23 protein-coding genes, 1 tRNA gene and 1 pseudogene are annotated in these 26050 nt (G+C 61.0%); 14 read left to right on the top strand and 11 right to left on the bottom strand.

Annotated features, from left to right (window positions below):
* Positions 1 to 5 precede the first annotated feature (5 nt).
* Genes V5738_RS13135 through V5738_RS13100 form a run of 8 tightly spaced genes read right to left on the bottom strand, consistent with a single transcriptional unit; the run spans position 6 to position 4335 of the window.
* Positions 6 to 494 (bottom strand): cation:proton antiporter subunit C, encoded by a 489-nt coding sequence (locus tag V5738_RS13135; protein WP_423821258.1) that lies wholly within the window; start codon positions 492 to 494, stop codon positions 6 to 8.
* Positions 491 to 925 (bottom strand): Na(+)/H(+) antiporter subunit B, encoded by a 435-nt coding sequence (locus tag V5738_RS13130; protein WP_423821257.1) that lies wholly within the window; start codon positions 923 to 925, stop codon positions 491 to 493. Before V5738_RS13130 ends, V5738_RS13135 begins: the two co-directional genes overlap by 4 nt.
* Positions 926 to 927: 2 nt before the next feature.
* Positions 928 to 1485: a DUF4040 domain-containing protein gene (locus V5738_RS13125; protein WP_423821256.1), complete on the bottom strand. Its 558-nt coding sequence runs from the start codon at positions 1483 to 1485 to the stop codon at positions 928 to 930.
* Positions 1482 to 1802, bottom strand: a complete 321-nt coding sequence (gene mnhG / locus V5738_RS13120) for a monovalent cation/H(+) antiporter subunit G (protein ID WP_423821255.1) — start codon at positions 1800 to 1802, stop codon at positions 1482 to 1484. The genes V5738_RS13125 and mnhG overlap by 4 nt, the downstream gene beginning before the upstream one ends.
* Positions 1803 to 1832: 30 nt before the next feature.
* Positions 1833 to 2120, bottom strand: coding sequence for a monovalent cation/H+ antiporter complex subunit F (locus tag V5738_RS13115; protein ID WP_423821254.1), 288 nt, complete (start codon positions 2118 to 2120; stop codon positions 1833 to 1835).
* Positions 2121 to 2122: 2 nt separating this feature from the next.
* On the bottom strand, positions 2123 to 2602 hold the full coding sequence (locus V5738_RS13110; RefSeq protein ID WP_423821253.1) for a Na+/H+ antiporter subunit E: 480 nt from the start codon (positions 2600 to 2602) through the stop codon (positions 2123 to 2125).
* 55 nt (positions 2603 to 2657) lie between these two features.
* Positions 2658 to 3395 (bottom strand): TVP38/TMEM64 family protein, encoded by a 738-nt coding sequence (locus V5738_RS13105; protein ID WP_423821252.1) that lies wholly within the window; start codon positions 3393 to 3395, stop codon positions 2658 to 2660.
* A gap of 7 nt (positions 3396 to 3402) precedes the next feature.
* The gene (locus V5738_RS13100) at positions 3403 to 4335 is read right to left on the bottom strand and encodes an ArsR/SmtB family transcription factor (protein ID WP_423821251.1); all 933 of its coding nucleotides are present in this window, start codon (positions 4333 to 4335) and stop codon (positions 3403 to 3405) included.
* Positions 4336 to 4504: 169 nt separating this feature from the next.
* Between V5738_RS13100 and V5738_RS13095 the strand changes: the two genes are divergently transcribed.
* Positions 4505 to 5167: a hypothetical protein gene (locus tag V5738_RS13095; RefSeq protein WP_423824241.1), complete on the top strand. Its 663-nt coding sequence runs from the start codon at positions 4505 to 4507 to the stop codon at positions 5165 to 5167.
* A 212-nt stretch (positions 5168 to 5379) separates the two neighbouring features.
* On the opposite strand, the pseudogene V5738_RS13090 reads toward V5738_RS13095, so the two are convergent.
* A pseudogene (locus tag V5738_RS13090) lies at positions 5380 to 5637 on the bottom strand (phasin family protein); the annotation flags it as partial.
* 234 nt (positions 5638 to 5871) lie between these two features.
* On the opposite strand from V5738_RS13090, the gene fadB reads away from it, so the two are divergent.
* The 3 genes from fadB to V5738_RS13075 all read left to right on the top strand — a co-directional run bounded on the left by fadB (position 5872) and on the right by V5738_RS13075 (position 10557).
* Positions 5872 to 8022, top strand: a complete 2151-nt coding sequence (fadB, locus tag V5738_RS13085; RefSeq protein ID WP_423821250.1) for a fatty acid oxidation complex subunit alpha FadB — start codon at positions 5872 to 5874, stop codon at positions 8020 to 8022.
* 48 nt (positions 8023 to 8070) lie between these two features.
* Complete coding sequence (gene fadA / locus V5738_RS13080; RefSeq protein WP_423821249.1) at positions 8071 to 9246, top strand: acetyl-CoA C-acyltransferase FadA; 1176 nt, start codon at positions 8071 to 8073, stop codon at positions 9244 to 9246.
* A 264-nt stretch (positions 9247 to 9510) separates the two neighbouring features.
* Positions 9511 to 10557, top strand: a complete 1047-nt coding sequence (locus tag V5738_RS13075) for a Glu/Leu/Phe/Val dehydrogenase dimerization domain-containing protein (protein ID WP_423821248.1) — start codon at positions 9511 to 9513, stop codon at positions 10555 to 10557.
* An 83-nt stretch (positions 10558 to 10640) separates the two neighbouring features.
* Here V5738_RS13075 and V5738_RS13070 read toward each other — a convergent pair whose 3' ends face one another.
* Positions 10641 to 11471, bottom strand: a complete 831-nt coding sequence (locus V5738_RS13070; RefSeq protein ID WP_423821247.1) for an aldo/keto reductase — start codon at positions 11469 to 11471, stop codon at positions 10641 to 10643.
* A 106-nt stretch (positions 11472 to 11577) separates the two neighbouring features.
* Between V5738_RS13070 and V5738_RS13065 the strand changes: the two genes are divergently transcribed.
* Positions 11578 to 12894, top strand: a complete 1317-nt coding sequence (locus V5738_RS13065; protein WP_423821246.1) for an NTP/NDP exchange transporter — start codon at positions 11578 to 11580, stop codon at positions 12892 to 12894.
* Positions 12891 to 13838 carry an aldo/keto reductase gene (locus V5738_RS13060; RefSeq protein ID WP_423821245.1) on the top strand — a complete coding sequence of 316 codons (948 nt, stop codon included), beginning with the start codon at positions 12891 to 12893 and terminating at the stop codon, positions 13836 to 13838. Before V5738_RS13065 ends, V5738_RS13060 begins: the two co-directional genes overlap by 4 nt.
* A gap of 113 nt (positions 13839 to 13951) precedes the next feature.
* On the opposite strand, the gene clpB is transcribed toward V5738_RS13060, so the two are convergent.
* Positions 13952 to 16537: an ATP-dependent chaperone ClpB gene (clpB, locus tag V5738_RS13055; protein WP_423821244.1), complete on the bottom strand. Its 2586-nt coding sequence runs from the start codon at positions 16535 to 16537 to the stop codon at positions 13952 to 13954.
* 198 nt (positions 16538 to 16735) lie between these two features.
* On the opposite strand from clpB, the gene V5738_RS13050 reads away from it, so the two are divergent.
* From V5738_RS13050 to V5738_RS13015, 8 genes are all read left to right on the top strand, one after another.
* The gene (locus V5738_RS13050) at positions 16736 to 17476 is read left to right on the top strand and encodes an LOG family protein (RefSeq protein ID WP_423821243.1); all 741 of its coding nucleotides are present in this window, start codon (positions 16736 to 16738) and stop codon (positions 17474 to 17476) included.
* Positions 17477 to 17684: 208 nt separating this feature from the next.
* A tRNA-Ala gene (locus tag V5738_RS13045) sits at positions 17685 to 17760 on the top strand.
* A 273-nt stretch (positions 17761 to 18033) separates the two neighbouring features.
* Entirely contained in the window at positions 18034 to 19005 is a 972-nt protein-coding gene (locus V5738_RS13040; RefSeq protein ID WP_423821242.1) for a sugar-binding transcriptional regulator, read from the top strand.
* A gap of 680 nt (positions 19006 to 19685) precedes the next feature.
* A complete protein-coding gene (locus tag V5738_RS13035) occupies positions 19686 to 21146 on the top strand; it encodes a hypothetical protein (RefSeq protein WP_423821241.1) in 1461 nt (486 codons plus the stop codon).
* A 155-nt stretch (positions 21147 to 21301) separates the two neighbouring features.
* On the top strand, positions 21302 to 22780 hold the full coding sequence (gene zwf / locus V5738_RS13030) for a glucose-6-phosphate dehydrogenase (protein WP_423821240.1): 1479 nt from the start codon (positions 21302 to 21304) through the stop codon (positions 22778 to 22780).
* Positions 22781 to 22857: 77 nt separating this feature from the next.
* Complete coding sequence (gene pgl, locus V5738_RS13025; protein ID WP_423821239.1) at positions 22858 to 23541, top strand: 6-phosphogluconolactonase; 684 nt, start codon at positions 22858 to 22860, stop codon at positions 23539 to 23541.
* A 43-nt stretch (positions 23542 to 23584) separates the two neighbouring features.
* Entirely contained in the window at positions 23585 to 25414 is a 1830-nt protein-coding gene (gene edd, locus V5738_RS13020; RefSeq protein ID WP_423821238.1) for a phosphogluconate dehydratase, read from the top strand.
* Between the two features lie 10 nt (positions 25415 to 25424).
* A complete protein-coding gene (locus V5738_RS13015; protein WP_423821237.1) occupies positions 25425 to 26033 on the top strand; it encodes a bifunctional 4-hydroxy-2-oxoglutarate aldolase/2-dehydro-3-deoxy-phosphogluconate aldolase in 609 nt (202 codons plus the stop codon).
* The last annotated feature ends 17 nt before the right edge of the window (positions 26034 to 26050 follow it).

Genomic DNA, 26050 nt, shown 5'->3' with positions numbered 1-26050 from the left:
ACCCGTCATCGTGCAGGGTCATCCTTTTCGTGTTCCGAACCATCGTCGCCCCCGGCGGGTGCATGCGGTTCGGCAGCCCGGGCTGCGCGTGCGCGTTCGGCCTCCTCGGCTTGCTCGGCATCTTGGGTGGCGAAGTCGGCATCCAGGACTTCATCTTCCTCGACCGAGCCGTAGGCCTCGTAGATACGCACAATCAGCGCCAGCCCCAGGGCCGTCGTCGATACGCCCACCACGATCGCGGTCAGGATCAGGACTTGGGGGAGCGGATGGGCATAGACCGGATCGCCGTCGGTGAGGATCGGCGCCGTCGCACCGAAGATCTTGCCCATGCTGATGTAGAGAATGAATACCGAGGTCTGAAACACGTTCAGACCGATCAGTTTCTTGACCAGATTGTCGTGGGCGATGACCGTATAGAAGCCGATCATCATCAATGCGATGACTACCCAATAATTGAACAGCCCGGGTACGGTTTCGGTAACAAATGCCGTCATTCGTGGCCATCCTCGACGCGGCCGCGACCAGCAAAAACATAAAAGATCGCGATCATGATCGAGGCCACGGTCACGCCGACGCCGAACTCGACGATCAGCAGGCCATAGTGTTGACCGTGGATCGGGTCGTGGGCGAGGGCGTCGTAATCCAGAAAATTGTGGCCGGCGAGCATGGTCACCACGCCGGTGCCGCCATAGATCAACACCCCGAGGGCTGCGCCGATGCGCAGCGCGGTGGGCGGCACGGCCCGACGCGCGGCTTCGACGCCGAAGATCAGCCCATAGAGAATAATCGCACTCGCCAAGATGACGCCGGCCTGGAAACCACCGCCTGGGCTATAGTCGCCGTGGAACTGGACATAAAGCGCGAATAACAAGATCGGCGGGATAATCAGCTGCGCGACAACGCGCAGCACGGTGTGCTCGCGCATGCCTAGTCCTTGTTCGAGCGTTTGCTGCGGCGACCGCGGCCAAGCAGGATCAGTGCCCCTAGGCCGGCAGTAAAGACCACGACGGTCTCGCCGAGCGTGTCGTAGCCGCGATAGCTGGCCAGAACGGCCGTCACGGTGTTGGGCACGTGGATCTCATGCTGCTCTTCGACCAGGTACTTATGCCGTAGCGGATGCTGCTGGACCGGCGTTTCGGCATCGCCGAAGTGCGGCATATCCAGGCTGGCATAGACCAGGGCGGCCCCGGTAATCAGGGTGACTACGGCCCCGGTCAGCTGGCGCGATCGCTTGGCCGGTTTTTCTCGGGCACGGGTCAGGCCGAAGGTGGCCAGAAACAGCACGGTGGTCACACCGGCGCCCACGGCAGCCTCGGTCAGTGCCACGTCCGGGGCATTGAGCAGGGTGAACAGGCTCGCGGAGAGCAGACTGTACAGCCCGGTCAGCATGGCCACCGGGAACAGATGCCGCATACGCGCCAGCGCCACGGCCACCGCGACCAGAAACACGAGCAGGCAGTAATCGAGCAGGGCGTCAGCGGTCATGCGCTATCGTCCTTTTCTTCCTGCGGTTTGACACCGTCCTGCCGGGCGGCACGCGCTAAGGCATGGGTCGCCGTGGGGCTGGTCAGTAATAAAAAGATCACGATCAGTACCAGCTTGGCGGTGGTCAGACCCAGTCCGGCCTGAATCATCAGGCCGGTCAGAATCAGCAGCATGCCGCCGGTATCGGCGACCGAAGCCGCGTGGATCCGGGTGTACAGATCGGGCAGCCGGAGCACCCCGAAGCCACTGATCATACAGGCGATCGCGCCGGCGACCAGCAAAACCCAGCTGGCGATATCAGCGCTCAAGGTCCACATGTTCGCTCCACGCTGACTCGAATGTAATGTTCAGACATCGGATTCCTCTTCCGATTGACTGTCCCAGCCAAGATCGCCGTACTGCATGAATTTGAGTACGGCGACCGTGCCGATGAAATTGATTAGGGCGTAGGTGAGCGCTAGGTCGAGAAATTCCGGTCGTCCGTTGAGGAAACCAAGCACCGCAATCAGCAACACGGTTTTGGTGCCGAACAGATTGATCGCGAGAATACGGTCGTAGACCGTCGGCCCGGCCAATACCCGCACGAGCAGAAACAGCATGGTGACCACCACGCCCAGCAGTCCGGCAATGAACATGGCTAGTCCGCTCCGCCTTCGAGCCGCGCGACGCGCTCGGCCATCGTGCCGTCTCGGATATCCTGAGCGCCATCTTCGGTAAAGGCGTGCACCACAGCGTTTTCGCCTTCCAGGCCCACGGTGACCGTGCCGGGGGTGAGTGTGATTGCGTTCGCGAGGATAGTACGCCCGAGCGGTGTATGGTCGCGGACCCGAATTCTCACCAAACTCGGCGAGATCGCTGCTTGCCCGCGCAGGATCCGCCAGCACACGTCGATGTTGGAACGAACCACCTGCAGGAACAGCCAAGCCAGGAACGCGGGCATACGGGGCAGCAGGGCCAGCGGTACCGCTTCGGCGTTAATCAGCTCGAGTCGGCTGCTCAGCCAAAGGATGAATACGATCGATAGTGCACCGAGCGAAAGCGTTAGCATGGCGTAGTGCCCGGACAGCAGCAGCCAAAGCGTGATCAGACCTGCGGCCAGACCGAGCAGATATCGCACGGCAACCCCTCGATAAGCAAACGATAATAGACGTTACAAAAGCCGGTGCGGCCGGTCAATTTGTGTCTTGTGAAGCCTTCGCCGCCAAGGTTTTGCGGCGACGATAGGCCACAAAGGCGATAATCGCGCTGACTACGACCAAGCCGGCCGATATCATCAGCTGAGTGCTGTCGATCAGCTGTTCGGGAGAGAAGCTGTTGCGATTAAGCAGCTTGGGTAGGTTGACCGTGGCCCCGAAGGACACGAACGTGACCATCGGCGGCAGCATGCCAAGGATGCTGCCGGCAGTATAGGACGGCCACGGCACACGCAATAGGCCGCAGGCATAGTTGACCAGATCGAACGGCAAAAACGAAGCCCGCAGCACCAGCACAGTCGGAAACGCCTGTTCGACCAGCAGCCGCCGGAATGACGCGATACGCGGGTTACGATCGGAATGGCCTTCGCCGTCGACGTCGGTACGAAAGAAACGGGCCAGCAGATAGGCGGTCTGGGCCGAGGCGTTCTCGCCGAGCAGGCCGAAGATCAGGCCCGGGATGAAGCCGAACAGGCTGCCCCCGGCGATGGTCAGCCACATGGCTGGGAAAAAGGTGATCGGGCGCAGCGCATAGATGATGATGTAAATCACCGGTGCGATCGGATTGTCGACGACGTAGTCGTAGATCAGCTGCGTGATTTCGCGCACCGACAGATCCTGTTGCCAGACCCAGATCGCCAGACCAACCAACAGCGCGATCCAGATCGAGCCAATGATCAGGCGTAGATGACGGGGGCGGGAACGAGTCTGGCTCATGTCGGGCTCATGGTTTGTCAGCACTGGCCGTGATCAATCGGAAATACGGTGGCTGACGTTCGCGGGCGCGTTCGGCGCACTCGCATACCTGCAATCCAGCTGCTTCCAGCCAGGCTCGGATGCGTTCGGTCGTGAAACCGAGATTAACGTGATCATACGCGGCGACCGTTGCCTCGTGCTCGTGCTCGGCGATCGTCGCAACCACCATGCGGCCGCCCGGGCGCAGTACGCGCGCACCCTCGCCAAGCGCGGTCGCAGGCTGTGCACTATAGCTCAAGGCGTGCAGCATAAACACCTGATCGAATGCCGAATCCTTGAACGGCAGCGCATGCATATCGCCGACCTCGAAAGCCACGTTGGGCCGGTCGGCCAAGCGTTTGCGGGCTGCCTCGATCACGGCCTCGCTCAAATCCAGGCAGGTAAAACGCTGCGCGTGATGGCATAGCAGCTCGGCCAGCACGCCGTCGCCCGAGCCGATATCGAGCACGTCACCGAGGTCTAGCAGTTCGATCAACGAACGACTCATCGCCTCCCAGGTGCGCCCCGGCGAATACTGGCGCTCCATGCGTCCGGCGACCGATTCGGCCCAACCGGCTCGGCTCGTGCGCCGACGTACGATCTCGGCGGCCCGCTCGCGATCGCGTTCGAGCTGGGTATCGTCGATGCGTTCGGACAATACCCGCCACAGGGGCTGCATATCCCGCGGCCAGCGCCCCGGATCGACGGTGTAGCGGTTACTCGAGCCGAGTCCGCCGTCGACCACCAGACCGGCCTCGCGCAGCCGGGCCAGGTGGGTCGAAATCCGGCTTTGCGTCAACTGGGTGACTGCGGTCAGCTCGGCGACGCTCAAAGGCTCGTGTCCGAGCAGGAGCAGTAGACGCAGTCGAGTGGGTTCGGCCAAAAGCCTGAGGAGCTGAGAGCTATCGACGAGATCGAGCATGGGGTGGGCCAACGAAGCAAACGGCGCTGGGCAGCGACCAATAAAAAGGCCGCTCTTGGCGAGCGGCCTCGGGATCATGGGCTAGGACGCTCAGCTACTCGAGGAGCCGCTGCTGGAACTGCCGGACGAACCGTTCTGGCCGCTGCTGCCCGACGAAGAGCCGGAGGACTTGTTGGTCGAGGACTTGTTAGTCGAAGACTTGTTACTGCTCGACTTGGTTTTGGACCCACTAGAGCGGTTTGTGGCGCCGCTGGTTTTGCCGCTGCTGGCACTGCTCTTACGCGTTTTCGAAGCCGAGCCGCTACTTTTGTTCGAGGTCGCGCGTTTGCTCGACGTCTTCTTGGCCGCAGTCTTGGGGGTACTGCCCGAGCTGCTGGCGCTGGACTTGGAGCCACTGGCCTTACCGGTCGAAGACTTGTTCGAAGTCGTCTTGGTCTTAGACGTGCTCTGGGACGTTTTAGCCTTCGAGCTGCCCTTGCTTGCGCTCGATGCGCCCGAAGTGCTCGTTTTGCTGCTCTTACCCGACGCCGCGGATTTGGACTTGGACGTACCCGACTTCGACGAGCCGCTCTTGGCCGACGACGTACGTCGGGTGCTGGTTCGCTTCTTGGCGCTCGAGCCTGTTTGGTTGGTCCCGGACTGGGTAGAACTCGACGGAGCGGCACCGGATTGGCTCGACCCGGATGGGGGGGCGCCCGAGCTCGTCGAGCTCGACTGGGACGTACTCGATTGGCCGGAAGTCGATGACGACGAGCCGGAACCTGTGGTGCTGCCAGTGGAAATGGCGTCGCCGGCGCTCTCGGCGGCCGACTTGGCCTGGGTCTCGGCTTGATCGACAGCTTGCTCGGCTGCGCTTTCGGCGCTGTCAGCATAGCGACTGGCCTGCTCGCGCGCTTTGTCGGCTGCGCGGGCGGCGGCCACCTGGGCCGCTTCACTCATATGCTGTACTTGGGCGTCCGTACCACTGATGTTGTCGCGAATCTGATGCGAGATTTCGCGGCGGGTATTGTCGAGAATCGACAGGCTCTGGCGAGCGTTCGATACCACCCGGTCCATAGTGTCTTGCAGCAGTTGCACCTGTGCTAGCGCCAGATCCTTGGGCGAGCCACCTTGCTTGAGCGTGTGCAGACTGGTTAGGGCCTGTTCGTAGTGGGTCTTGATGGCAGACAGCTCATGTTCGGTGAGCTGTTCGATACCTTCATAGATCGCCTTGTTCGCCGACGTGAGTGCGCCGGTGTAATTGCGGCGTAGAGTATCGATATCGGAACGAATCTGCGTGATCGGATTCTTCTTACGCGCCATTAGTAAACGCCCATGATCCAGCGGATAAAGCGCTAGATAATCATGCCGACACGGGCCTGTCAAAAACAGTCGGCAAACCTCCGCGACCGTGCTTTGAGCGCTTCAGTAATAGCCCTTACCAAAACGGGTTTCGGCGTTGTGCGAGGGCTGACAATACGCTAGCGTATTGAACGAAGTTTTCTGGGCTATGTCGGCTCGCTCGAGCCGCTACTCGTTAGTTGGAGCGTGTAATCCATGTTGTACGAAGGATCTAAGCTGACGGTCAGGGTCGACGGCGATATCGCCGTGCTCTGTTTTGATGCCAAGGACGAATCGGTCAATAAGTTCGATCAGGCCACCATGACGGAACTCGGCCAGGCCGGGGCCATGCTCGCCGAAACCCCGGGTATCAAAGGGCTGCTGGTCACTTCGGCCAAGGCCGCTTTCATCGTGGGCGCCGACATCATGGAGTTTGGCCAGCGTTTCAAGCTGCCGGACGCCGAACTGCAGGCCGGGATGGCCGAATCTCTGGCGGTGTTCAACGCGATCGAGGATCTGCCGTTCCCGAGCGTGACCGCGATCAACGGCATGGCGCTCGGGGGCGGTCTAGAAATGTGCCTGTCGACCGATTACCGCGTGATGGGCGCCAAAGCTCAGATCGGGTTCCCCGAGACCCGGCTCGGTATCTATCCGGGTTTTGGCGGCACCGTACGTGCGCCGCGGCTGATCGGTGCCGACAACGCGATCGAATGGATTGCCGACGGCAAGAACCGCGATGCGCACAAAGCACTCGCGGTCGGTATGGTCGATGCCGTGGTGGCCGACGACGATCTCGAGGCCGCTGCACGCGATCTGCTTGGCAAGGCCATCGAGGGTGAGTTCGACTGGGCGTCGCGGCGCGCCGACAAGACCGGGCCGCTCGCACTCAACCGCACTGAGGCGGCGATGGTCTTCGAGACGTCGAAAGGCTATGTGATGGGCCAAACCCAGGGCCATTATCCGGCCCCGATCGAGGCCATAGAACGCATGGCCCAGGCGGCACATATGAGCCGCGACGAAGCCCTTAAGGTCGAAAGCGAGGGCTTTGTCAAAGTCGCCAAGAGCCCGGAGGCGGCATCGCTGATCCAGATCTTCCTCAACGATCAGCTGATCAAGAAAAAGGGTCGCCAGTACGCCAAGCTGGCCCACGACGTACATCAGGTGGCCGTACTCGGGGCCGGCATTATGGGCGGTGGTATCGCCTATCAATCGGCGTCCAAGGGCGTGCCGACCCTGATGAAAGACATTCGAGAAGACGCCATTGACCAGGGGCTGGAAGAGGCCGCCAAGCACTTCGCCAAGGGCGTGGAACGCGGCAAGCTCGACAATCGCGCGATGGCCGAGGGCATGTCGCGGATTCGTCCGACACTGTCCTATGCCGAGTTCGGCGAGGTGGATGCCGTCATCGAAGCCGTGGTCGAAAATCCCAAGGTCAAGAAAAGCGTGCTGGCCGAGACCGAGGACAGCGTCTCCGAGCAGACGATTCTCGCCTCCAATACTTCGAGTATCTCGATCGACGAGTTGGCGACCGCGTTGAAGCGTCCCGAGAACTTTCTGGGCATGCATTTCTTCAATCCGGTGCATCGCATGCCGCTGGTCGAGGTGATCCGGGGCAAGGCCTCTTCGGAAGAAGCCGTGGCCACAGTGGTCGATTTCGCGCACAAGCTCGGCAAGACCCCGATCGTGGTCAACGACTGCCCCGGCTTTCTGGTCAATCGCGTTCTATTTCCCTATTTCTTCGGTTTCCAGCAGCTGATTGCCGACGGGGCCGATTTCGCCCAGATCGACAAGGTCATGGAGAAGTTCGGCTGGCCGATGGGGCCGGCCTATCTATCCGATGTGGTCGGCATGGATACCTCGCAGCATGTGGAGAACGTGCTCGCTGCCGGCTATCCGGATCGTATGAAGCAAGACGAGAAATCGTCGTTGGACGTAATGGTCGAGAACAATCGCCTCGGCCAGAAAACCGGCCTCGGCTACTACAAATACGAAAAAGACAAGAAAGGCCGGCCGAAGCGTTCCCAGGACGAGACCGCCTATGAGCTGATCAAGTCGGTTCAGCGTGATAGCCAGGATTTCGAAGCCATGGACATCATCGACCGGATGATGGTGCCGATGCTCATCGAGGCCGCCCGTGCCTTCGAGGAAGGCATCGCCGAGACGCCCAACGAAGTCGATATGGGCTTGGTCATGGGGCTGGGTTTCCCGCCGTTCCGGGGTGGGGCGTTCAAATATGCTGATACCCAGGGCTTGCAGGCGATCTGCGACAAGGCCGATCGATATGCGCATCTCGGCAAGCTCTATGAGCCGACCCAGCGCATGCGTGAAATGGCGGCCAATGGCGAAACCTATTACCGGATGTCGTAAGCGCGTTATTCGCAGCCACGCATTCCTACCGGATATCTGGAGAACATCATGCAAGCCAATGGCAGTAATGAAGTCGTGATCGTCGACGCGGTGCGTACCGCGATGGGCCGCTCCAAGGGCGGCATGTTCCGCGACACTCGTGCCGAGCAACTTTCGGCCGAGTTGATGAAAGCGTTGATCACACGCAACGACCTCGATCCGAACGAGATCGAGGACGTGATCTGGGGCTGTGTGCAGCAGACCAAGGAGCAAGGCTTGAACATCGGCCGCAATGCGAGCCTGCTGGCCGGACTGCCGCATACGATCGCCGGGCAGACCGTCAACCGGCTGTGTGGTTCGTCCATGCAGTCGATCCATACCGCGGTCGGCGCGATCGCGGCCGGGATCGACGGCGTTTATCTATGTGGTGGCGTCGAGCATATGGGCCATGTGCCGATGGACTACAACATCGATATCGCCCCGGCGCTGTCTAAATATGTTGCCAAGCCGGCGGCGATGATGGGGCTGACCGCCGAAATGCTGGCCAATATTCACCGGATCGATCGTCGCGCTCAGGACGAGTTCGCTTTGGCCAGCCATCAGCGGGCCTACCGGGCCAATATCGGCGGCGAATTCGACGACGAAATCGTGCCCGTGCGCGGCGTCGACGAAAGCGGCCATCCACAGATGTGTCGACGAGACGAAGTCGTGCGCGACGATGCGAGCCTCGATGCGCTGTCTACGCTGCGCCCGGCGTTCAACCCTCGCGGTGGCACGGTCACGGCCGGCAATTCCTCGGCGATCTCGGACGGCGCAGCCGCCGTACTGGTGATGTCGGCCGATAAAGCCAAGGCTCTAGGCATGACACCCATGGCCAGAATCCGTGGCATGGCGGTAGCCGGCTGCGACCCGTCGGTGATGGGGCGCGGCCCGGTTCCAGCCACCCAGAAGGCGCTACAGCGCGCTGGTGTGAGCTTGAGCGATATCGACTATGTCGAACTCAACGAAGCCTTTGCGGCCCAGAGTCTGGCCGTGCTCAAGGAGCTGGGTATCGAGGATCGCCAAGACACGGTCAACATTCGCGGCGGTGCGATTGCACTGGGCCATCCGCTGGGCACCTCGGGGGCACGAATTACCGGTGCGTTGGCCCATATTCTTGAAGACAAGAACGCCACGCTGGGTCTGGCGACCATGTGCATCGGCATGGGCCAGGGCATTGCCACGGTGATCGAGCGCGTCAACTAAGCTGTGACCAGGTTTTGGGGGGAGAACGGAGCCGGCCCTAGGGCCGGCTTTTTTTAAACCTGGAGCCACCCAGCCACGACCGGCCGATAGCATGCTCGTGCCTGGGCTCGGCGGGCTGTCGTGCTGATAGGCGAAGGGGCAGCAGACTGACCCGAGCGCCTGCCCGTTCGAGCGCGTCGAACACAACGCGCCGCGGCCGAATCGACAAGCTTGCTAGGTGGCATCAGAATTGCGCGCCTTCGAGTTTTTGAGTGGAGTGTTGCGGTGGCTGTTTTTAAAGGCATGGTTGCGGCCGGCCACGAAGAGGTCGCGTTTTTCCAAGACGCCGAGACCGGACTGCAGGCGATCGTGGCGGTGCATTCCACCGTGCGTGGGCCGGGTATCGGCGGTGTGCGGATTCGCGATTATCGCGATGAGGCCGAAGCCCTGACCGATGTGCTGCGGTTGTCGGAAGCCATGAGCTACAAGGCCGCCTGTGCTGGACTGGATTGTGGCGGCGCCAAGGCTGTCGTGATGGGCCCGTTTCCGAACGATCGTGCCGCCGGCATGCATGCCTTGGCCGGCTTTGTCGAACGGCTCAGCGGGCGTTATATCGCCACCGAAGACATGGGCATGAACGAATCCGATATTGCCTTGCTCAACGAGGTCACGCGCTACGCCGTCGGCCGCAGCCTCGCCGACGGCGGCTCCGGCGACCCGTCGCCGCATACCGCGCAAGGGGTCGTGGTCGGGATGCGCTCGGCGTTGCGGGCAGCCGGTATGAGTGCCGACTTCGAGGGTCTAAGGGTTGCCGTACAAGGCTGCGGCAACGTCGGTTTTGGGGTGATCGAGCGGCTGATCGCCGGCGGCGCCGAGGTGCTGGCATCAGACATCGATGCCGCCGCGGTCGAGCGTGCGCGAGTGGCCGGGGCCTGCATCGTGGATAACGACGATATTCTCAGCGCCGATGTGGATGTGCTTGCACCCTGTGGTGTCGGCGCGATTCTGAGCGAGCAGAGCATCGCTCGATTGCAGGCCCATGTGATCGCGGGTGCGGCGAACAATCAGTTGGCGACCGATGCCGATGCGGCCCGGCTGGCCGAGCGTGGCATCGTCTATGCGCCGGATTTCGTTATCAATGCAGGGGGCTTGATCAACGTGGCCGACGAGGTCGACCCCCACGGCTACAATGCAACCCGCGTGGCCGGGCGCGTGGCGGCGATCGAAACCACGCTCGATCATATTTTCGCCGAGTCAGCGCATACGGGGCGGACCTCGGCCCAGACCGCGCTCGATATGGCGCACTCGCGTATCGGCCAGGCCAGCCGCTAGCCGCTGCGGATTCCGGCCACAAAAAAAGCCGGGCCCATGGTCGGGCCCGGCTTTGCACGCAGCAGCTTCGGACAGCCGCGCTATCAGGCGGCGTTGTCCCACTCTGGCGCGAAGGACGGGTTGATCATGCGCCCGTCTTCCGAGTGCAGTTTGCTGATCTCGCTCATGTCCTCTTCGGTCAGCTCGAAGTCGAAGATATCGAAATTCGAAGCCACGTGATCCGGATTCGATGAGCGCGGCAGGGCGATGACGTTATCCTGCTGGACTAGCCAGCGCAGGGTCACCTGGCCGGCGTTCTTGCCGTGTTTCTTGCCAATGCGTTCAAGCGTTGGATCCTTAAAGACTTCACCCCGTGCCAGCGGGCAGTAAGCGGTCAGCGCAATGTCGTGCTCGGCCAAGGCATCCAGGACCGGTTTCTGATCCAGATAAGGATGGTATTCGACCTGGTTGGTCGCCAGCGGATGGCCTGAGATCTCGGCAGCCTCGTGGATCTGGCGGCTGGTGAAATTGCTGATCCCGATGTTGCGTGCCAAACCCTTGTCCTGAATCTCATTGAGCGCATTCAGCGTCTCTTTGAGCGATACATCGGGATTCGGCCAATGCAAAAGCATGAGATCGACATAATCGGTGCCCAGTCGATCCAGGCTTTCCTGTGCCGATTTCTGCAGCTCGCCATCGGTGAAGCGATCGGTCCAGACTTTGGTGGTCAGAAATATATCTTCACGCGCCACGCCTGAATTCTTGATGCCACGGCCTACTGCGTCTTCGTTGTTGTAGGCCTGGGCGGTATCGATATGCCGATAGCCGACTTTCAGTGCGTGCTCGACCATCGATTCAGCCTGCTCGGAATCCAGCTCGAACGTGCCGAAGCCGAGCGCGGGAATCGTGGCGCCATTCGCGGTAACGTTATGCATTGTGTGATCCTGTATTCACCAATCAATTGCCATAGTCGACGCTGTGGGTCTTGAGGCGATAATCAAGACATGCTGCTCGGCGGGCGGGTAATCTGAGGTTTCGTTCATGGTGCAACGAATCTATCGTGCTCTGGCGCTCGAAGCGGGTGAGCTCCAGCCGGTCGTCTGGTCATTTGGTTACTTCTTCTTTTTATTGGCTGGCTATTTCGTATTGCGGCCGGTACGCGACGAAATGGGCATCCAGGGTGGGGTCGACGATCTGGCCTGGGTGTTCTCGGCTACTTTCGTGGTGATGTTGCTCGTCGTCCCGCTGTTCGGCTGGGCGGTACGTCGGTTTTCGCGCCGTGGTCTGGTGCTCGCCAGCTACGGTTTTTCGATTGCTGTTATTTTCGGCTTTTTCCTACTCATGGCGTCCGGCGTCGCGCCCAGCTGGACGGCCCGTGGCTTCTTCGTCTGGACCAGTGTTTTCAATCTGTTCGTCATCTCCTTGTTCTGGAGCGTGATGAACGACGTATTCGACAAACAACAGTCGCTACGACTGTTTGGCGTGATCTCGGCGGGCGGTAGCCTAGGGGCAATCGCCGGGCCGGCTTTGACCACCTGGCTGGCTGATGAGTTGGGCACGGTGAATCTGTTGCTGATCTCGATTGCCATGCTGCTGATCGCGACCGGTTGTGCTCTGGCGGTCATGAGATCAGCCGGTAGCAGCCCGGCCGGCGCCTCGACCCAGGCTGATCGCAGTCGCGACGGTGTGTGGGCCGGCGCAGTGCATGTGTTTCGCTCGCCGTATCTGCTGGCAATCTGCCTGTTCATCGTGCTGTATTCGTCGTTGTCGACGTTTTTGTATTTCGAGCAAGCGCATATCGTTAAAAACGCCTTCGCTTCCTCGGCCACGCGCACCCAGGTGTTCGCCGGCATGGATCTGGCGACCAACACGATTACGCTGTTCCTGCAGTTCTTCGCTACGGCGCGACTGGTGGCTTGGCTCGGTCTACCGGTGGCGCTGGCGCTGATTCCAGCAGCAGTGGCCGCGGGTTTTGGCGCATTGGCGCTATGGCCGACGCTGGCAGTGCTCGTAGTCTTCCAGGTGGTGCGTCGCTCGGGGAACTATGCACTGACCAAGCCGTCCCGCGAAATGCTGTTCGGCGTGGTCTCCCGCGAGGACAAATACAAAGCCAAGAACTTCATCGATACCGTGGTCTATCGCTTTGGCGATGCGGCCAGTGGCTGGCTGTATACCGGCCTGGGTGCGATTGGCCTCGGCCTGGCCGGGCTGGCGCTCGCTGCCGTGCCACTGGCCGGCATCTGGGCTGTTTTCGGCTACGGGCTGGGCCGGGTACGCCAACAACGGGCGGCCTCGGCAACCAATGAAAAGCCGTTTGCTGTCGATGCCCGGCAGCGCCATCGGAGGATGACGTCATGACTCGATTCAAGCAGACCGAAGCCCGACATTGCGCGGTGCGTCGCCGGTTGCTGCTCACTGCGGCGGCCGCGGGTGGCCTGGCGCTATCGCCTTGGCGGCTGGGGTCGGCTGCGACCGAACAGACCATGCGGCGGCGCCCGATCCCGGCGACCGGCGAGAAGCTGGCGGTCATGGGGCTAGGCTCGTCCGGTTCGTTTTCGACCGACGATCCCGATACGTTGGCCGATCTGCGTACCGTGCTCGACCAATTCGTGGCCATGGGCGGTGAAATGGTTGATACGTCACCAACCTATGGCGATGCTGAAACCGTCATCGGCCGGTTGGCCCGTGAGGCCGGCCTGCGCGACTCGCTGTTCATGGCCACCAAGGTGCATATCGATGGCCGCGAGGCCGGTGTCAATCAGATGCAGCGCTCCGAGCAACTGCTCGGCCAGCCGATCGATCTCATGCAGGTGCATAACTTCGTCGATCTCGATACCCAGTGGGACACGCTCGAGCAGATGAAGGCTGAAGGCGTATTTCGCTATATCGGCATCACCCACTACCAGACCTATGCCTTCGACCAGCTCGAACAGGAGATGAAAAACCGCGACTTGGATTTCGTCCAGCTCAATTATTCGGTGATGACCCCTGATGCCGAACGGCGGCTGCTGCCGCTGGCAGCGGATCGTGGCATGGCGGTGATCGTCAACCGGGCCTTCAACGACGGTGCCTTGTTCGGTGCAGTGCGTGGCCGATCGCTACCGGGCTATGCGGCTGAAATCGGCGTGAACAGTTGGGCGCAGTTCGCGTTGAAGTATGTCTTGGCCGACCCCGCGGTCAATGTCGTGATTCCGGCCACGAGCGACCCCGAGCATCTAGTGGACAACATGCAGGCCGGTTATGGCGCGCTTCCCGATCGGGCCATGCAAAAACGGATGCCCAGGACCATCGAGCAACTTTAAGGTGCCTCGCCGTGGTGGATTGCGGCCTGGCACGGCGCGAACCGGTGATAAGACATAAAAAAGCCCGCGGCCGAAGCCGCGGGCTGATCTTCTAGCGCCAGGCTCGGAACCCGCTAGGCAGCCTTGTCGAAGGCCAGGTCGTGGCTGTCGGTACCCGACAGATCGACCTTGACCGTATCGCCGGCCACGAACTCGCCGGCCAGAATCCGCTTGGCCAGCGGGTTTTCGACCAGGGTCTGGATCGAGCGCTTGAGCGGCCGGGCACCATAGACCGGATCGAAGCCGGCCTCGGCCAGTTTGTCTAGTGCCGCATCCGAGATCTCGAGGGTGAGTTCGCGCTCGGCCATCCGGGCTTCGAGCTCGCGCATCTGGATACGGGCGATCTGCCGGATCTGGTTTTGTTCCAGCGGATGGAAGACCACCGACTCGTCGATGCGGTTGATGAACTCCGGCCGGAAATGTTGGCCGACAACTTCCATCACCGACTCGCGCATCGTCTCGTAGGACGTATCCGACAACTCCTGGATCAGCTGGCTGCCGAGATTCGAGGTCATCACGATCACCGTGTTGCGGAAATCCACGGTGCGGCCCTGACCGTCGGTCAGCCGGCCGTCGTCAAGCACCTGCAGCAGCACGTTGAATACATCGTTATGCGCTTTTTCGACTTCGTCGAGCAGGATCACCGAGTAGGGTTTGCGGCGGACCGCCTCGGTCAGATAGCCGCCCTGTTCGTAGCCGACATAGCCGGGCGGGGCACCGATCAGCCGGGCCACGGAGTGTTTCTCCATGAACTCGGACATATCGATACGCACCATCGCGGCCTCGGTATCGAACAAGAAGTTGGCGATCGACTTGCACAGCTCGGTCTTGCCGACGCCGGTCGGGCCGAGGAATAGGAACGAGCCGATCGGCCGGTTCGGATCCGACAAGCCCGAGCGGGAGCGTCGGATCGCATCCGAGACCGCTGAAACCGCTTCATCCTGGCCGATCACGCGCTCGTGCAGGGACTCTTCCATGCGCAGCAGTTTGTCGCGTTCGGCCTCGAGCATGCGGTTGACCGGAATGCCGGTCCAGCGCGACACGATCTCGGCGACTTCTTCGTCGGTGACGTTGTTGCGTAGCAGCTTGTGGTCGGTCGGTTTTTCTTCGGCCGCCTGGGCTTCTTCGAGTTCGCGCTGCAGTTGCGGGATCTTGCCGTACTGCAGTTCAGCCATGCGCTCGTAGTCGCCGGCGCGCTGGGCAGCTTCCAGATCGCGCTTGGCCTGGTCGAGCTCCTCGCGCTTGTTGGCGGCACCGGCCACACTGGCCTTTTCAGCCTTCCAGATTTCTTCCAGATCCGAATATTCCCGCTCGAGCTCGGCGATTTCTTCGTCGAGCTTATCCAAACGCGCCTTGGAGCCTTCGTCGGATTCCTTGGACAGCGCTTGTTTTTCGATCTTGAGCTGGATCAAGCGTCGGTCGAGCCGATCGAGTTCCTCGGGCTTGGAGTCGATCTCGATCCGGATCTTGGAAGCGGCCTCGTCGATCAAATCGATGGCCTTGTCCGGTAGTTTGCGGTCGGTGATATAGCGCTGCGACAGCTTGGCCGCGGCGATGATCGCGCCGTCGGTAATATCCACGCCGTGATGGACCTGATAACGGTCTTTGAGCCCGCGCAGGATGGCGATGGTGTCTTCCAAGTCCGGCTCGTCAACCATGACCTTCTGGAAGCGACGCTCCAGCGCGGCGTCTTTTTCGATGTTCTCGCGATACTCGTTGAGCGTGGTTGCACCGATGCAATGCAGCTCGCCTCGGGCCAGCGCCGGCTTGAGCATATTGCCTGCATCCATCGCGCCCTCGGCCTTGCCCGCCCCGACCAAGGTATGGATCTCGTCGATGAACAGGATGATCCGGCCTTCCTGCTTGGCCAGATCGGCCAGTACGCCTTTGAGCCGATCCTCGAATTCACCGCGATATTTGGCACCGGCGATCATGGCCGCCAGATCGAGTACCAGCACCCGCTTGTCGCGCAGCGATTCCGGTACCTCGCCGTTGACGATGCGCTGAGCCAGGCCTTCCACGATCGCGGTCTTGCCTACGCCGGGCTCGCCGACCAGGGTGGGGTTGTTCTTGGTGCGGCGAGACAAGACCTGGATCACACGCCGGATCTCTTCATCGCGGCCGATCACCGGATCCAGCTTGCCCTGTTCGGCGCGTTCAGTCAGGTCGGTCGTGTATTTGTCGAGCGCGCCACGTTGTTCCTCGGCGTTCGGGTCGTCCACGTTGTCGCCACCGCGGATCTTGTCGATCTGGGCAGTGAGGTTATCTCGAGTGGCGCCAGCGTTCTTCAGGATCTTGCCGGTCTCGGACTTGTCCTCGAGCATGGCCAGCACGATCAGCTCGCTCGAGATATAGGCATCGCCACGCTTCTGGGCGAGTTTGTCCGCTAGGTTCAGCACCCGTACCAGCGCCTGACTGGGATTCACCTCGCCAGTCGCTTCGCCGATGGTCGGCAGATTGTCCAGGCTTTTCAGCACCTGATTGCGGATCTCGCGGACATTCAAGCCGGCCCCGTCGAGGAGCGGGCGAACGGTGCCGCTTTCGGCGTCGAGCAGAGCCAGCAGTAAATGCTGCGGCTGGATCTCGTTGTGATCGCGTCCCACGGCCAGGCTCTGGGCATCCGACAGTGCCTGCTGGAGCTTGCTTGTGAGTTGGTCCATTCGCATGATCGATTTCCCTATAAAAACTTGTAAGAGTCGTACCGCGGCCTGCGGCAATCGCTTTGCCTTTGTAATAAGGGCTGTATTGAACAATTCAACCATCGTTTGATGGTGGGTCGATCCCTAGCCAGCCGGTTGGCGCTGATATACTCGCGCGTTTGCCGCGAAACGGCGTGATTTCGATCATCTGAGGTCTGAATGTCGAACGCTTATACCGATCCGGAGTTCATGCTCGGCGAAGAGGCCCGGCCTCTGCGGATCCTGTCCGAATACATCGAGCCCCGTACCCGGCTGATGCAACTCAACGTACACAATGGGCTGATTTTCTGGGGGTCGGCACGGCTGCGACCACATGGCTCAGACCCGGTCGACGACAGCGTGGACTACTATGCCCAGGCCCAGGAACTGGCCCGCCGGATGATGGACTGGACTATGGCCAGCCACGGCCATGGTGAACATTATTATGTATGTACCGGGGGCGGTCCGGGCGTCATGGAGGCGGCTAACCGCGGGGCCGCGGACGTCAATCCCGAGCTGTCGATGGGGCTGAACATCGAGTTGCCGCACGAGCAGGGCACCAACGCCTGGGTGCATGAACGGCTCAATTTTGAGTTCCACTACTTTTTCATGCGCAAGTTCTGGTTCATGAACATCGCCAAGGCGTTGATCATCTTCCCAGGCGGCTTCGGCACCATGGATGAACTGTTCGAGATGCTGACCCTGATCCAGACCGGCAAACAGCCGCGGATCCCGGTGGTGCTCTATGGCCACGATTTCTGGCGTCGACTGATCGATTTCGACGTGTTCGTGGAACTCGGCCTGATTGCCGAAGACGATCTGGAACTGTTCTATCAGGCCGATACCGTCGATGACGCCTATGATTTTCTCACCCGCGCCTTGGATGATCAGGTCCCCGATGGCCGTCGGAAGCAAGCTTGAGCAATCGAGCGCGCATGCAACGATATTTGGCAGGTCAGTCGGTAGCCCGGGACCGGCGGCCTCTTCTGTATTCTGCAGGCGCTACCGACTAGAGTCGCCTGGGGTGGGGCATAGCTTGTCTGGAGATAGCGAGTTGCAAAATAGGGGTTGGCAACAGATATAAGCCTGCTATCATACGCCGCTCGTTGTCAGACAACAGACAGTTTTCGGGGCCGTAGCTCAGTTGGGAGAGCGTCGCGTTCGCAATGCGAAGGTCGGCGGTTCGATTCCGCCCGGCTCCACCAGTCTTGAATAAAGACGCAAAAGGCCGCTTTCGAAGCGGCCTTTTTTTATGTCTGCCCTATACGGCGCTAATTTGGCCCTGCCTATCAGGCCAGCGAACGATCGCAGCCGTGGCCGTATCTTTCGTCCCCGTGCCCGCGCTGAGCGTGTCGCTACAAGGAACTGGTTTAGTTCGGTTTTCCAGCTGCTATGCGATACAACCATGGTCGCAGTGACAGCGCCTGCTGGGTCGCATAATTTTTCTCGTAAGTTGAACAATTTTTCGTCCGCCGCCCATGGCCGACCGCCCCAATGACGATCTCGCGATATATGTAGCGTGGCTATCGTATGTCGGCGGCTATACCCAGGCTCAGATTGCCAATCGGTTGTCGTTATCGCGGGCGAAGGTGCATCGCCTAATTGGGGAAGCGCATCGGGCCGGCTATGTGCACGTCTATATCGACCGCTCACCCCAGCGGCTGGTGGCCTACGAAGACCGTATCGCGCACCACTTCGGCCTAAGCCAGTGCCTGATCGTGCCAGATGTCGAAGATCCGAACGATCGCCACGGCAATGTGGTGGCGCTGGGTTCGGCAGCGGCGCGCTATGTACACGGGCGGATCGCCAGCGGCGAGGTGCAGTCTCTAGGGGTGTCCTGGGGCCGGTCGCTGGCTGAAATGACCCGCCAGTTGCCGCGCGAAGCACGCCCGAATCTGGCGATCGTGTCGCTGATGGGTAGCCTGACCCAGCAGTCGGCGATCAATCCCTTTGACGTGGTTTATCGACTGGCCGAGTGCACCGGGGGCCAGGGGTTTTTTCTACCGGTACCGTTCATCGCCGACAGTATCGAGGATCGCCAGGTGCTCATGGCCCAGCGCAGCGTGGCCGATGCGCTGGCGCGGGCACGCAATGTCGATCTGGGTGTGGTCGGTATCGGTGCGATGGCGCTCGACCAGCCGATGTTCATGGAAGACCGCGGCCTGCTTGGCGCGCGGCAACTCGATGAACTGATCGAAGCCGGTGCGGTTGGGGAGCTGGTCGGGCATTTTCTCGATCACCGCGGACAGCCGGTCAGCAAACAGATCAACCAGCGCACGATCGGTCTGTCGATGGACGAATTGGCCGAGCGTGAGATTGTGGCGGTAACCGGCGGCGCTGATAAGGGAGCCGCCATCCAGTCGGTGTTACGCAGTGGTGTGATCGATCGTCTGATTCTCGACGAAACCGCAGCCCGTTCGTTATTAGAAGAAAAGCCCCGTGCGGCCTGAAATGTTGTTCTTAATCGCGGCGACACCGCTCGTGCTGGCTTGTCAGCGTCCTCGGCGCACGTGCCGAGCGGCTGCGAGCTGCTGCGGTTTTTTCATCATCGGCCGATATGGTGCGGCACCGCAGAGAGATCGAGGCTCTGTGTTCGACTTTTCGCGAATGGGTAACGACGCGGCGGACCGTTACCATCCTATGAATGACAGCTCACGTGTGGCCGGTCTTTGCAGGGCGGCCAGCGACCGGAGCACAGGGGCAACCCGCGACAGATCTAAGGTTAAACACGGGCACGGCAGGGTAACCGCCGGTCTGGAGCAAGCAGCCGCTCGAAAGTCGGACTGCCAGCTAGAAGCTGGATGCGGTCGGGCAGGGATGAGCTCGGCGTGGGCCGGGGCGGCTTAGAAAGAATGGACGGTTCGGACGAATCGCTTAAGCGACCAACCAGCCGAAGAAAGGGGTACGGGAGTCAGCCCCGAGTGCGGCGGTGAATCGAAGGGGCGCGGAGACATTCCGCGAATACAGTAAAAAACTAGCCAATCAGGAGAGCACTGTGGGCAAATACAACTTACAAGGGCGCTTTGCGCTCAACAGCCGCGTAACTCGTTGCACGACGCTGCTTCTCGGTACTACCGCCATGGTGTGTGCCGGTGCCGCTCAGGCGCAGACCAACGGTTCCGACGATGATATGTCGAACTTGAGCTTCCCGGAGCAATTCCAAAAGCAGGTCGTCGAAGGCTCGGAAATTCACGGGCGTGTCGGTATCTATGACTTCCGCCGCTGGCACGATACCAACCAGCCGTATCCGGGCCAGCCCGATACCGGCGATGACTACAATACCCAGGGCACCAACTACGGCGCCCAGATCGGCCTTCAGACCGGTCGGATCTATGGTTTCTCGGCCGGCGCCGAGTTCGTGTACTCGTCGAGCTTCTACGGCAACAACGATGCCGGTACCAAGCTCAACTGTAACTTGGCCTGCGGTGGCTCGATCCAGAACATCACCCAGGGCTATTTGCAATTCAATGCCTACGGCATGCAGATCCGTGGGGGGCGTCAGCTGCTCAACACGCCGCTGGCCGGGGCCGACCAGTTCACCTTCCTGCCGCGTTCGTTCAATGGCGTAAGCGCGGTCTGGCGCCCATTGCAGACCATGTCCCGCATGCAGTATGGCGGTAGTGGTGCCGGTAGCGAGTCCGATGCGACGTCCGGCCCGCAGATCACGCAGAATCCCACGCCGGATAGCCAGAACTACGAAACCGACCAGTATCTGCCGTTCGACATGGGGGCGTCGCCCTCGGATCAGCCGGAATGGCAGATCTTCGGTGCCAAGATCGGCCGTTATGAAGGCCGCGGCAATGATGACGACTTCAGCAAGAACAACCGCTACTTCACCGACGTGGCGGGATTCTGGTCGGTCGGCACCACGTTCCGTGATACCACCGAAGCCGGGCAGATCATCGGCCAGTACTACCACTATCGTTTCCAGCAGACCGAATCCGCTGACTACGGCGAAATCGGCTATATGGCGACGAACCTGGATAACAGCGATGGCATGCAGTGGGCGCCTTATGCGCGTGCCCAGATCATGGCCGCCTACGATGCCGATAAAGACCGGATCCCGCAGGGTATCAACAGTCAGATTTACGGTCTGAAGCTCGGTCTGCAGAGCAACGAGCTCGGCTTCTCGATTTTCGGCAACTTCTCGCCGGAGCACAACGGCTCGTTCAACAACGGCCAACTCCTGCATCCCTATACCGATCTGTCGGGCGTGCTCTATACCGACACCATGAACAACGGTATCCAGCAGATCGGCCCGGGCTGGGCGGCCGGTGCGCGGGTGGACTTCACCCCGACCGACAACCTGGCGATGTACGCGCGCTATGTGCAGTATGAAGCCAAGAACGGCCACTATCATGACTTCTACTTCAACGGCGGCGCCAGCAATGTCATCACCGATGACTCTTTTGTCGGCGAATCAGTCAAAGACCAGAAGAGCCAGGCGATCGGCATCGGTCTGACCTACGACCTGGGCGGCATCTGGCCTCAACTCGCCGGCCTGAAGATCGGCGACAATCTGGGCATCACCAAGTTCGATGGTGCGCCGAACTTCTACAACAACCGCGTGCGCTTCTACTACTCGTTCTAGAGTCACGTATCGCGCCTACAGAGCCCGGTCCGCCCAAGGGCGGCACCGGGCTTCTTTTTTTTACCGCTTGGTCGGGCGCTGCGTACCCCCGGTCACAGCAGGCGGCGAAGCGGTTATACTCACGAGTTAAAATCTCAAAGCAAAAGAGAGAAACGATGGCCGCCGAATTCGTACCCGTAGAACCGTTTGACCTGGTGATTTTCGGCGGTACGGGCGACTTGGCACGGCGCAAGCTGCTGCCGGCGCTCTATCACCGGGACCAAGACGAGCAGTTTTCGGACGATAGCCGGATCATCGCCGTGTCCCGTCGTGACATGAACGATGAGAACTATGCCGACTGGGTCCGCGAAGTTCTCGAAGCGCATTTGCCCGAGAAGACGCTCGACGAAGACGTGTTCGAGCGATTTTACAATCGGCTGGCGCATATTCAGCTCGATGTGGATGACCCGGCTGGCTGGGAAGCCTTTGCCGAGCGTTTCGATGAGGGCGGTCGGATCCGGACGTTCTATTTGGCCACCGCGCCGAGTCTGTTCGGCAAGATTGCCAACGGCATCGCCGAGGTCGGGCTGGTCGACGAACGAGCCCGTATCGTGCTTGAGAAACCGGTGGGGCACGACTACGAGTCGGCCCGTGAGATCAACGATGCCGTGGGGCAGCATTTCGATGAATCTCAGATCTATCGCATTGATCATTATCTGGGCAAGGAAACGGTCCAGAACCTGATCGCGTTGCGCTTCGGCAACTCGTTGTTCGAGCCGGTCTGGGGGCGGGGCGCGGTCGACAACGTCCAGATCACGGTGGCTGAAAGCCTGGGCGTTGACGAACGTTTCGAGTTCTATGAACAGACCGGGGCGCTGCGCGATATGGTGCAGAACCATATGCTGCAGCTGCTATGCCTCACGGCCATGGAACCCCCGGCCAGCATGAACCACGACGACGTGCGCAACGAAAAGATCAAAGTGCTGCGCTCGCTCAAGCCGATTACCCCCCAGGAAGTACGCAAGGTCACCGCCCGCGGCCAGTATGCGGCGGGCATGGTCGACGGCGAGGCGGTCCCGGCCTACGGTGCCGACAGCAAGGAGGAGCAGGCACCGGCGAGCAAGGCTGAAGCTGAGACGTTCGTGGCGATTAAAGCCGAGATCGACAACTGGCGCTGGAAGGACGTACCGTTCTATCTGCGTACCGGCAAGCGCATGGCGCGCAAGTCTTCCCAGATCGTGGTCGAGTTCAAGCCCGTGCCGCACTCCATCTTCGGCGAAGAGCCGCTCCAGCCCAACCGGCTGGTGCTGCGTCTGCAGCCGGAAGAGGGGGTCGAGATGTCGATCATGACCAAGGAGCCTGGCCCGGGCGGCTTCCGTATGCGCAGCCTGCCGCTCAACCTGAGTTTCTCCCAGGCGTTCGAAGTCGCCTATCCCGACGCCTACGAGCGGCTGCTCATGGAGGTTCTGCGTGGTAACCCGGCGCTGTTCATGCGGCGTGACGAAGTCGAGGCCGGCTGGCAGTGGATCGATCGGATTCTCGAGAGCTGGCGTCTGGAGCAGGTCGAGGCCCAGGAATACATGTCCGGTAGTTGGGGGCCGACCGATGCGTTCGTTATGCTCGATCGCGACGGCCGTCGCTGGTACGAAGGCTAAACGACAGCGCTCTCGTGCACGCCGTCTCGATCGAGGCGGCGTGGCGTTTCAACGACTTGCGGAGAGGGAACGGTCCCATGGCCGAATTGATTGAATATGCGAACCGCAGCGAAATCGCGCAGCAGCTGGCAGAGGCTATCGCCGAACGCCTGCGCGGCGCGATTTCGCTACGCGGCGAAGCCAGCCTCGTAGTCTGCGGCGGCAGCTCGCCGAAAGAATTGTTCCAGCATCTGTCGCAGCAGGAGTTGGACTGGTCGTGCGTGACAGTGGTGCCCTCGGACGAACGCTGGGTGCCGGTCGACGATGAACGCAGCAACGAACGCCTGATTCGTAACACGCTACTGACGGGCGCAGCTGCCACGGCAACCTTCGTGGGGCTGTATCGCGATACCGAAACGCCGGACCAAGCTTTGGATGAGGTGGCAACGGCACTGGCGAAAGTCCCGCAGCCGTTGGATGTAGTGGTGCTCGGCATGGGTGACGACGGCCATACCGCTTCACTGTTTCCCCAGGCCCCGGACATCCAGGCCTGCTTGGATTCGGACGCGCCCTGCGTGGCGCCAACGGTCGGTCCGCCGGCGCGCATATCGCTGAGCTTGGGTTATCTGTCCAATGCGCACAGTATGGACTTGTTGATCTTCGGCCAGGACAAGTACCGCGTGTTTGAACGTGCACAGCAAGCAGGGGCGGTAGCCGAGCTGCCGGTTCGCGGCGTACTCCGTCTGGAACGTCCTGTTGCCAAGGCCCACTGGGCCGAATGAATCGCCCATCCGGGGGACCGGATGGAATCAAGCGGAGGCATCCATGGCACTTAATTCCGTGATCCACGACGTCACGCAGCGCATTATCGAGCGCAGCCGTGACACTCGGGCAGACTATCTCGCACGTATGGAAGAAGCGGGCCGCCACGGTCCGCATCGCGGCACCATATCGTGCTCTAACTTGGCCCACGGTTTTGCGGCCTGCGGCGAACCCGACAAGGACGCATTGGCCTCGAGCGTACGGCCGAACGTGGGAATCGTGTCGGCGTATAACGAAATGTTGTCGGCCCATCAGCCGTTCGTGGATTTTCCCGACATCATCAAGAAAGCCGCCTGGGAAGCCGGCGGCGTCGCCCAGTTTGCCGGCGGCACGCCGGCGATGTGCGATGGTGTCACCCAAGGCCAGCCGGGAATGGAGCTGTCTCTGTTCTCACGCGACGTCATCGCGCTGGCGACCGGTGTGGCGCTGACCCATAACATGTTTGACGCCGCGATCTGCCTGGGCGTATGCGACAAGATCGTGCCGGGTCTACTGATCGGCAGTCTGTCGTTCGGCCATCTGCCCGTGATCTTCGCCCCGGCCGGGCCGATGACCTCGGGGATGTCGAATCCGGTCAAGGCCAAGGTCCGAGAGCGCTTCGCCCAAGGCGAGATCGGTCGCGACGAGCTGCTTAAGGCCGAGTCCATGGCTTATCACTCGCCAGGCACCTGTACCTTCTATGGCACGGCCAATTCCAATCAGCTGATGATGGAATTCATGGGCCTGCACATGGCCGGTACTTCATTCATCAATCCCGGTACGCCGCTGCGCCATGCATTGACTGAGGCTGCTGCCCAGCGTGCGGTAGAAATGGCCTCGGTGCCGGATGACGGCGAGGCACGTCGCATGTGCGACATCGTTGACGAAAAATCGATCGTCAACGGCATCGTCGGACTACTGTCCTCGGGCGGTTCAACCAACCATACGATGCACTACGTTGCCGTGGCCCGGGCCGCGGGCATCAAGGTGACCTGGGACGATTTTTCCGAGCTGTCCTCAGCGGTGCCGCTGCTGGCCCGCGTTTATCCCAATGGCGTGGCCGATGTGAACCACATGCGCGCCGCCGGCGGCATCCAGTTCATGATTCGGTCGCTGCTCGATGCCGGATTGCTACACGACGACGTCATGACCGTCGAGGGGCGGGGGCTGCATCGCTATACCAGGGAGCCGTTTATCGAAGACGGCAAACTGGCCTGGCGCGAAGGCCCGGCAGAGAGTCACGATAAAGACGTCATGCGTCCAGTCGATAATCCTTTCGCGCCGACTGGCGGCATCAACGTGATGCAGGGCAATATCGGCCGTGCAATCATCAAAAGCTCGGCGGTGGATGAGAAATACCGGCGTATCGAGGCCCCGGCCCAGCTTTTCGCCAGCCAACAGGCTGTGCTCGATGCCTTCAAGGCCGACGAGCTCAACAAGGATGTCGTGGTGGTCATCCCCTATCAGGGCCCGCGCGCCAACGGTATGCCCGAGCTGCACAAACTGACCCCGAGCCTATCGGTGTTGCTGCAGCGCGGCTATCAAGTGGCGCTGGTGACCGACGGCCGGATGTCTGGCGCCTCGGGCAAAGTACCGGCAGCGATTCAGGTGACGCCCGAAGCCAAGCTTGGCGGCCTGATCGCCAAGGTTCGCGACGGCGACATGATGGTCATCGACTGCAATACCGGCGAGCTGTCGGTGCAGGTCGATCAAGCCGAATTCGAGGCCCGCGAGCCGATCACCTTCGAGGACGCGCCGTCGACCGAATACGGTTTCGGCCGTGAACTGTTCTCGTTGTTCCGCCACCATGCCGCGCCGGCCGAAGAAGGCGCTGGCCCTGTTATCGACGGTTAAGGAGCTGACCATGGCCGATACGCTCGCCATTATGAAGATTTCACCGGTGATTCCGGTGGTGACGGTCGATAGCGTCGAGCAGGCGCTGTCCATGGCCGGTGAATTCCATGCCGCGGGGCTCAAAATTATCGAGATCACCCGTCGTACGCCGGCAGGGCTCGAGGCTGCGAGCGCGATTGCCAAGGAATACCCGGATATCTGTCTGGGGATCGGCACGGTCTGGGATGCCACCCAAGCCCGGCAAGCGATCGAGGCCGGGGCCGAGTTCATGGTCTCTCCGGGCATCACCGACGAGGTCGGCGAGGTCTGTCGCGAGGCGAATCTGGCTTATCTGCCCGGCGCCCAGACCACGAGCGAGATTGCCTATCTGGTGCGCCAGGGCTGGACCGAGATCAAGCTGTTTCCCGCGGCGGTTGCAGGCGGCCCGGCGGCGATCAAGGCGTTTTCAGCGGTCTTTCCGGAAGTGACGTTCTGTCCGACCGGTGGCGTCAGCGAAGATAACGCCGAAGATTATCTAGCACTGTCGAACGTCGCCTGCGTTGGCGGCAGCTGGCTGACCAAGCCCGGCGATGATTCGATTCAGAGTGTCGCCGAACGGGCAGTCCGACTCGGCGGCTGAAACACCGCCGGGCACAC

The sequence above is a fragment of the Salinisphaera sp. SPP-AMP-43 genome (genome assembly GCF_049568105.1).
In the GTDB taxonomy this organism is placed as follows: Bacteria; Pseudomonadota; Gammaproteobacteria; order Nevskiales; family Salinisphaeraceae; genus Salinisphaera.
Note: the sequence above shows the minus strand (reverse complement) of the source record. Positions and strands in the feature narration are given on the sequence as shown.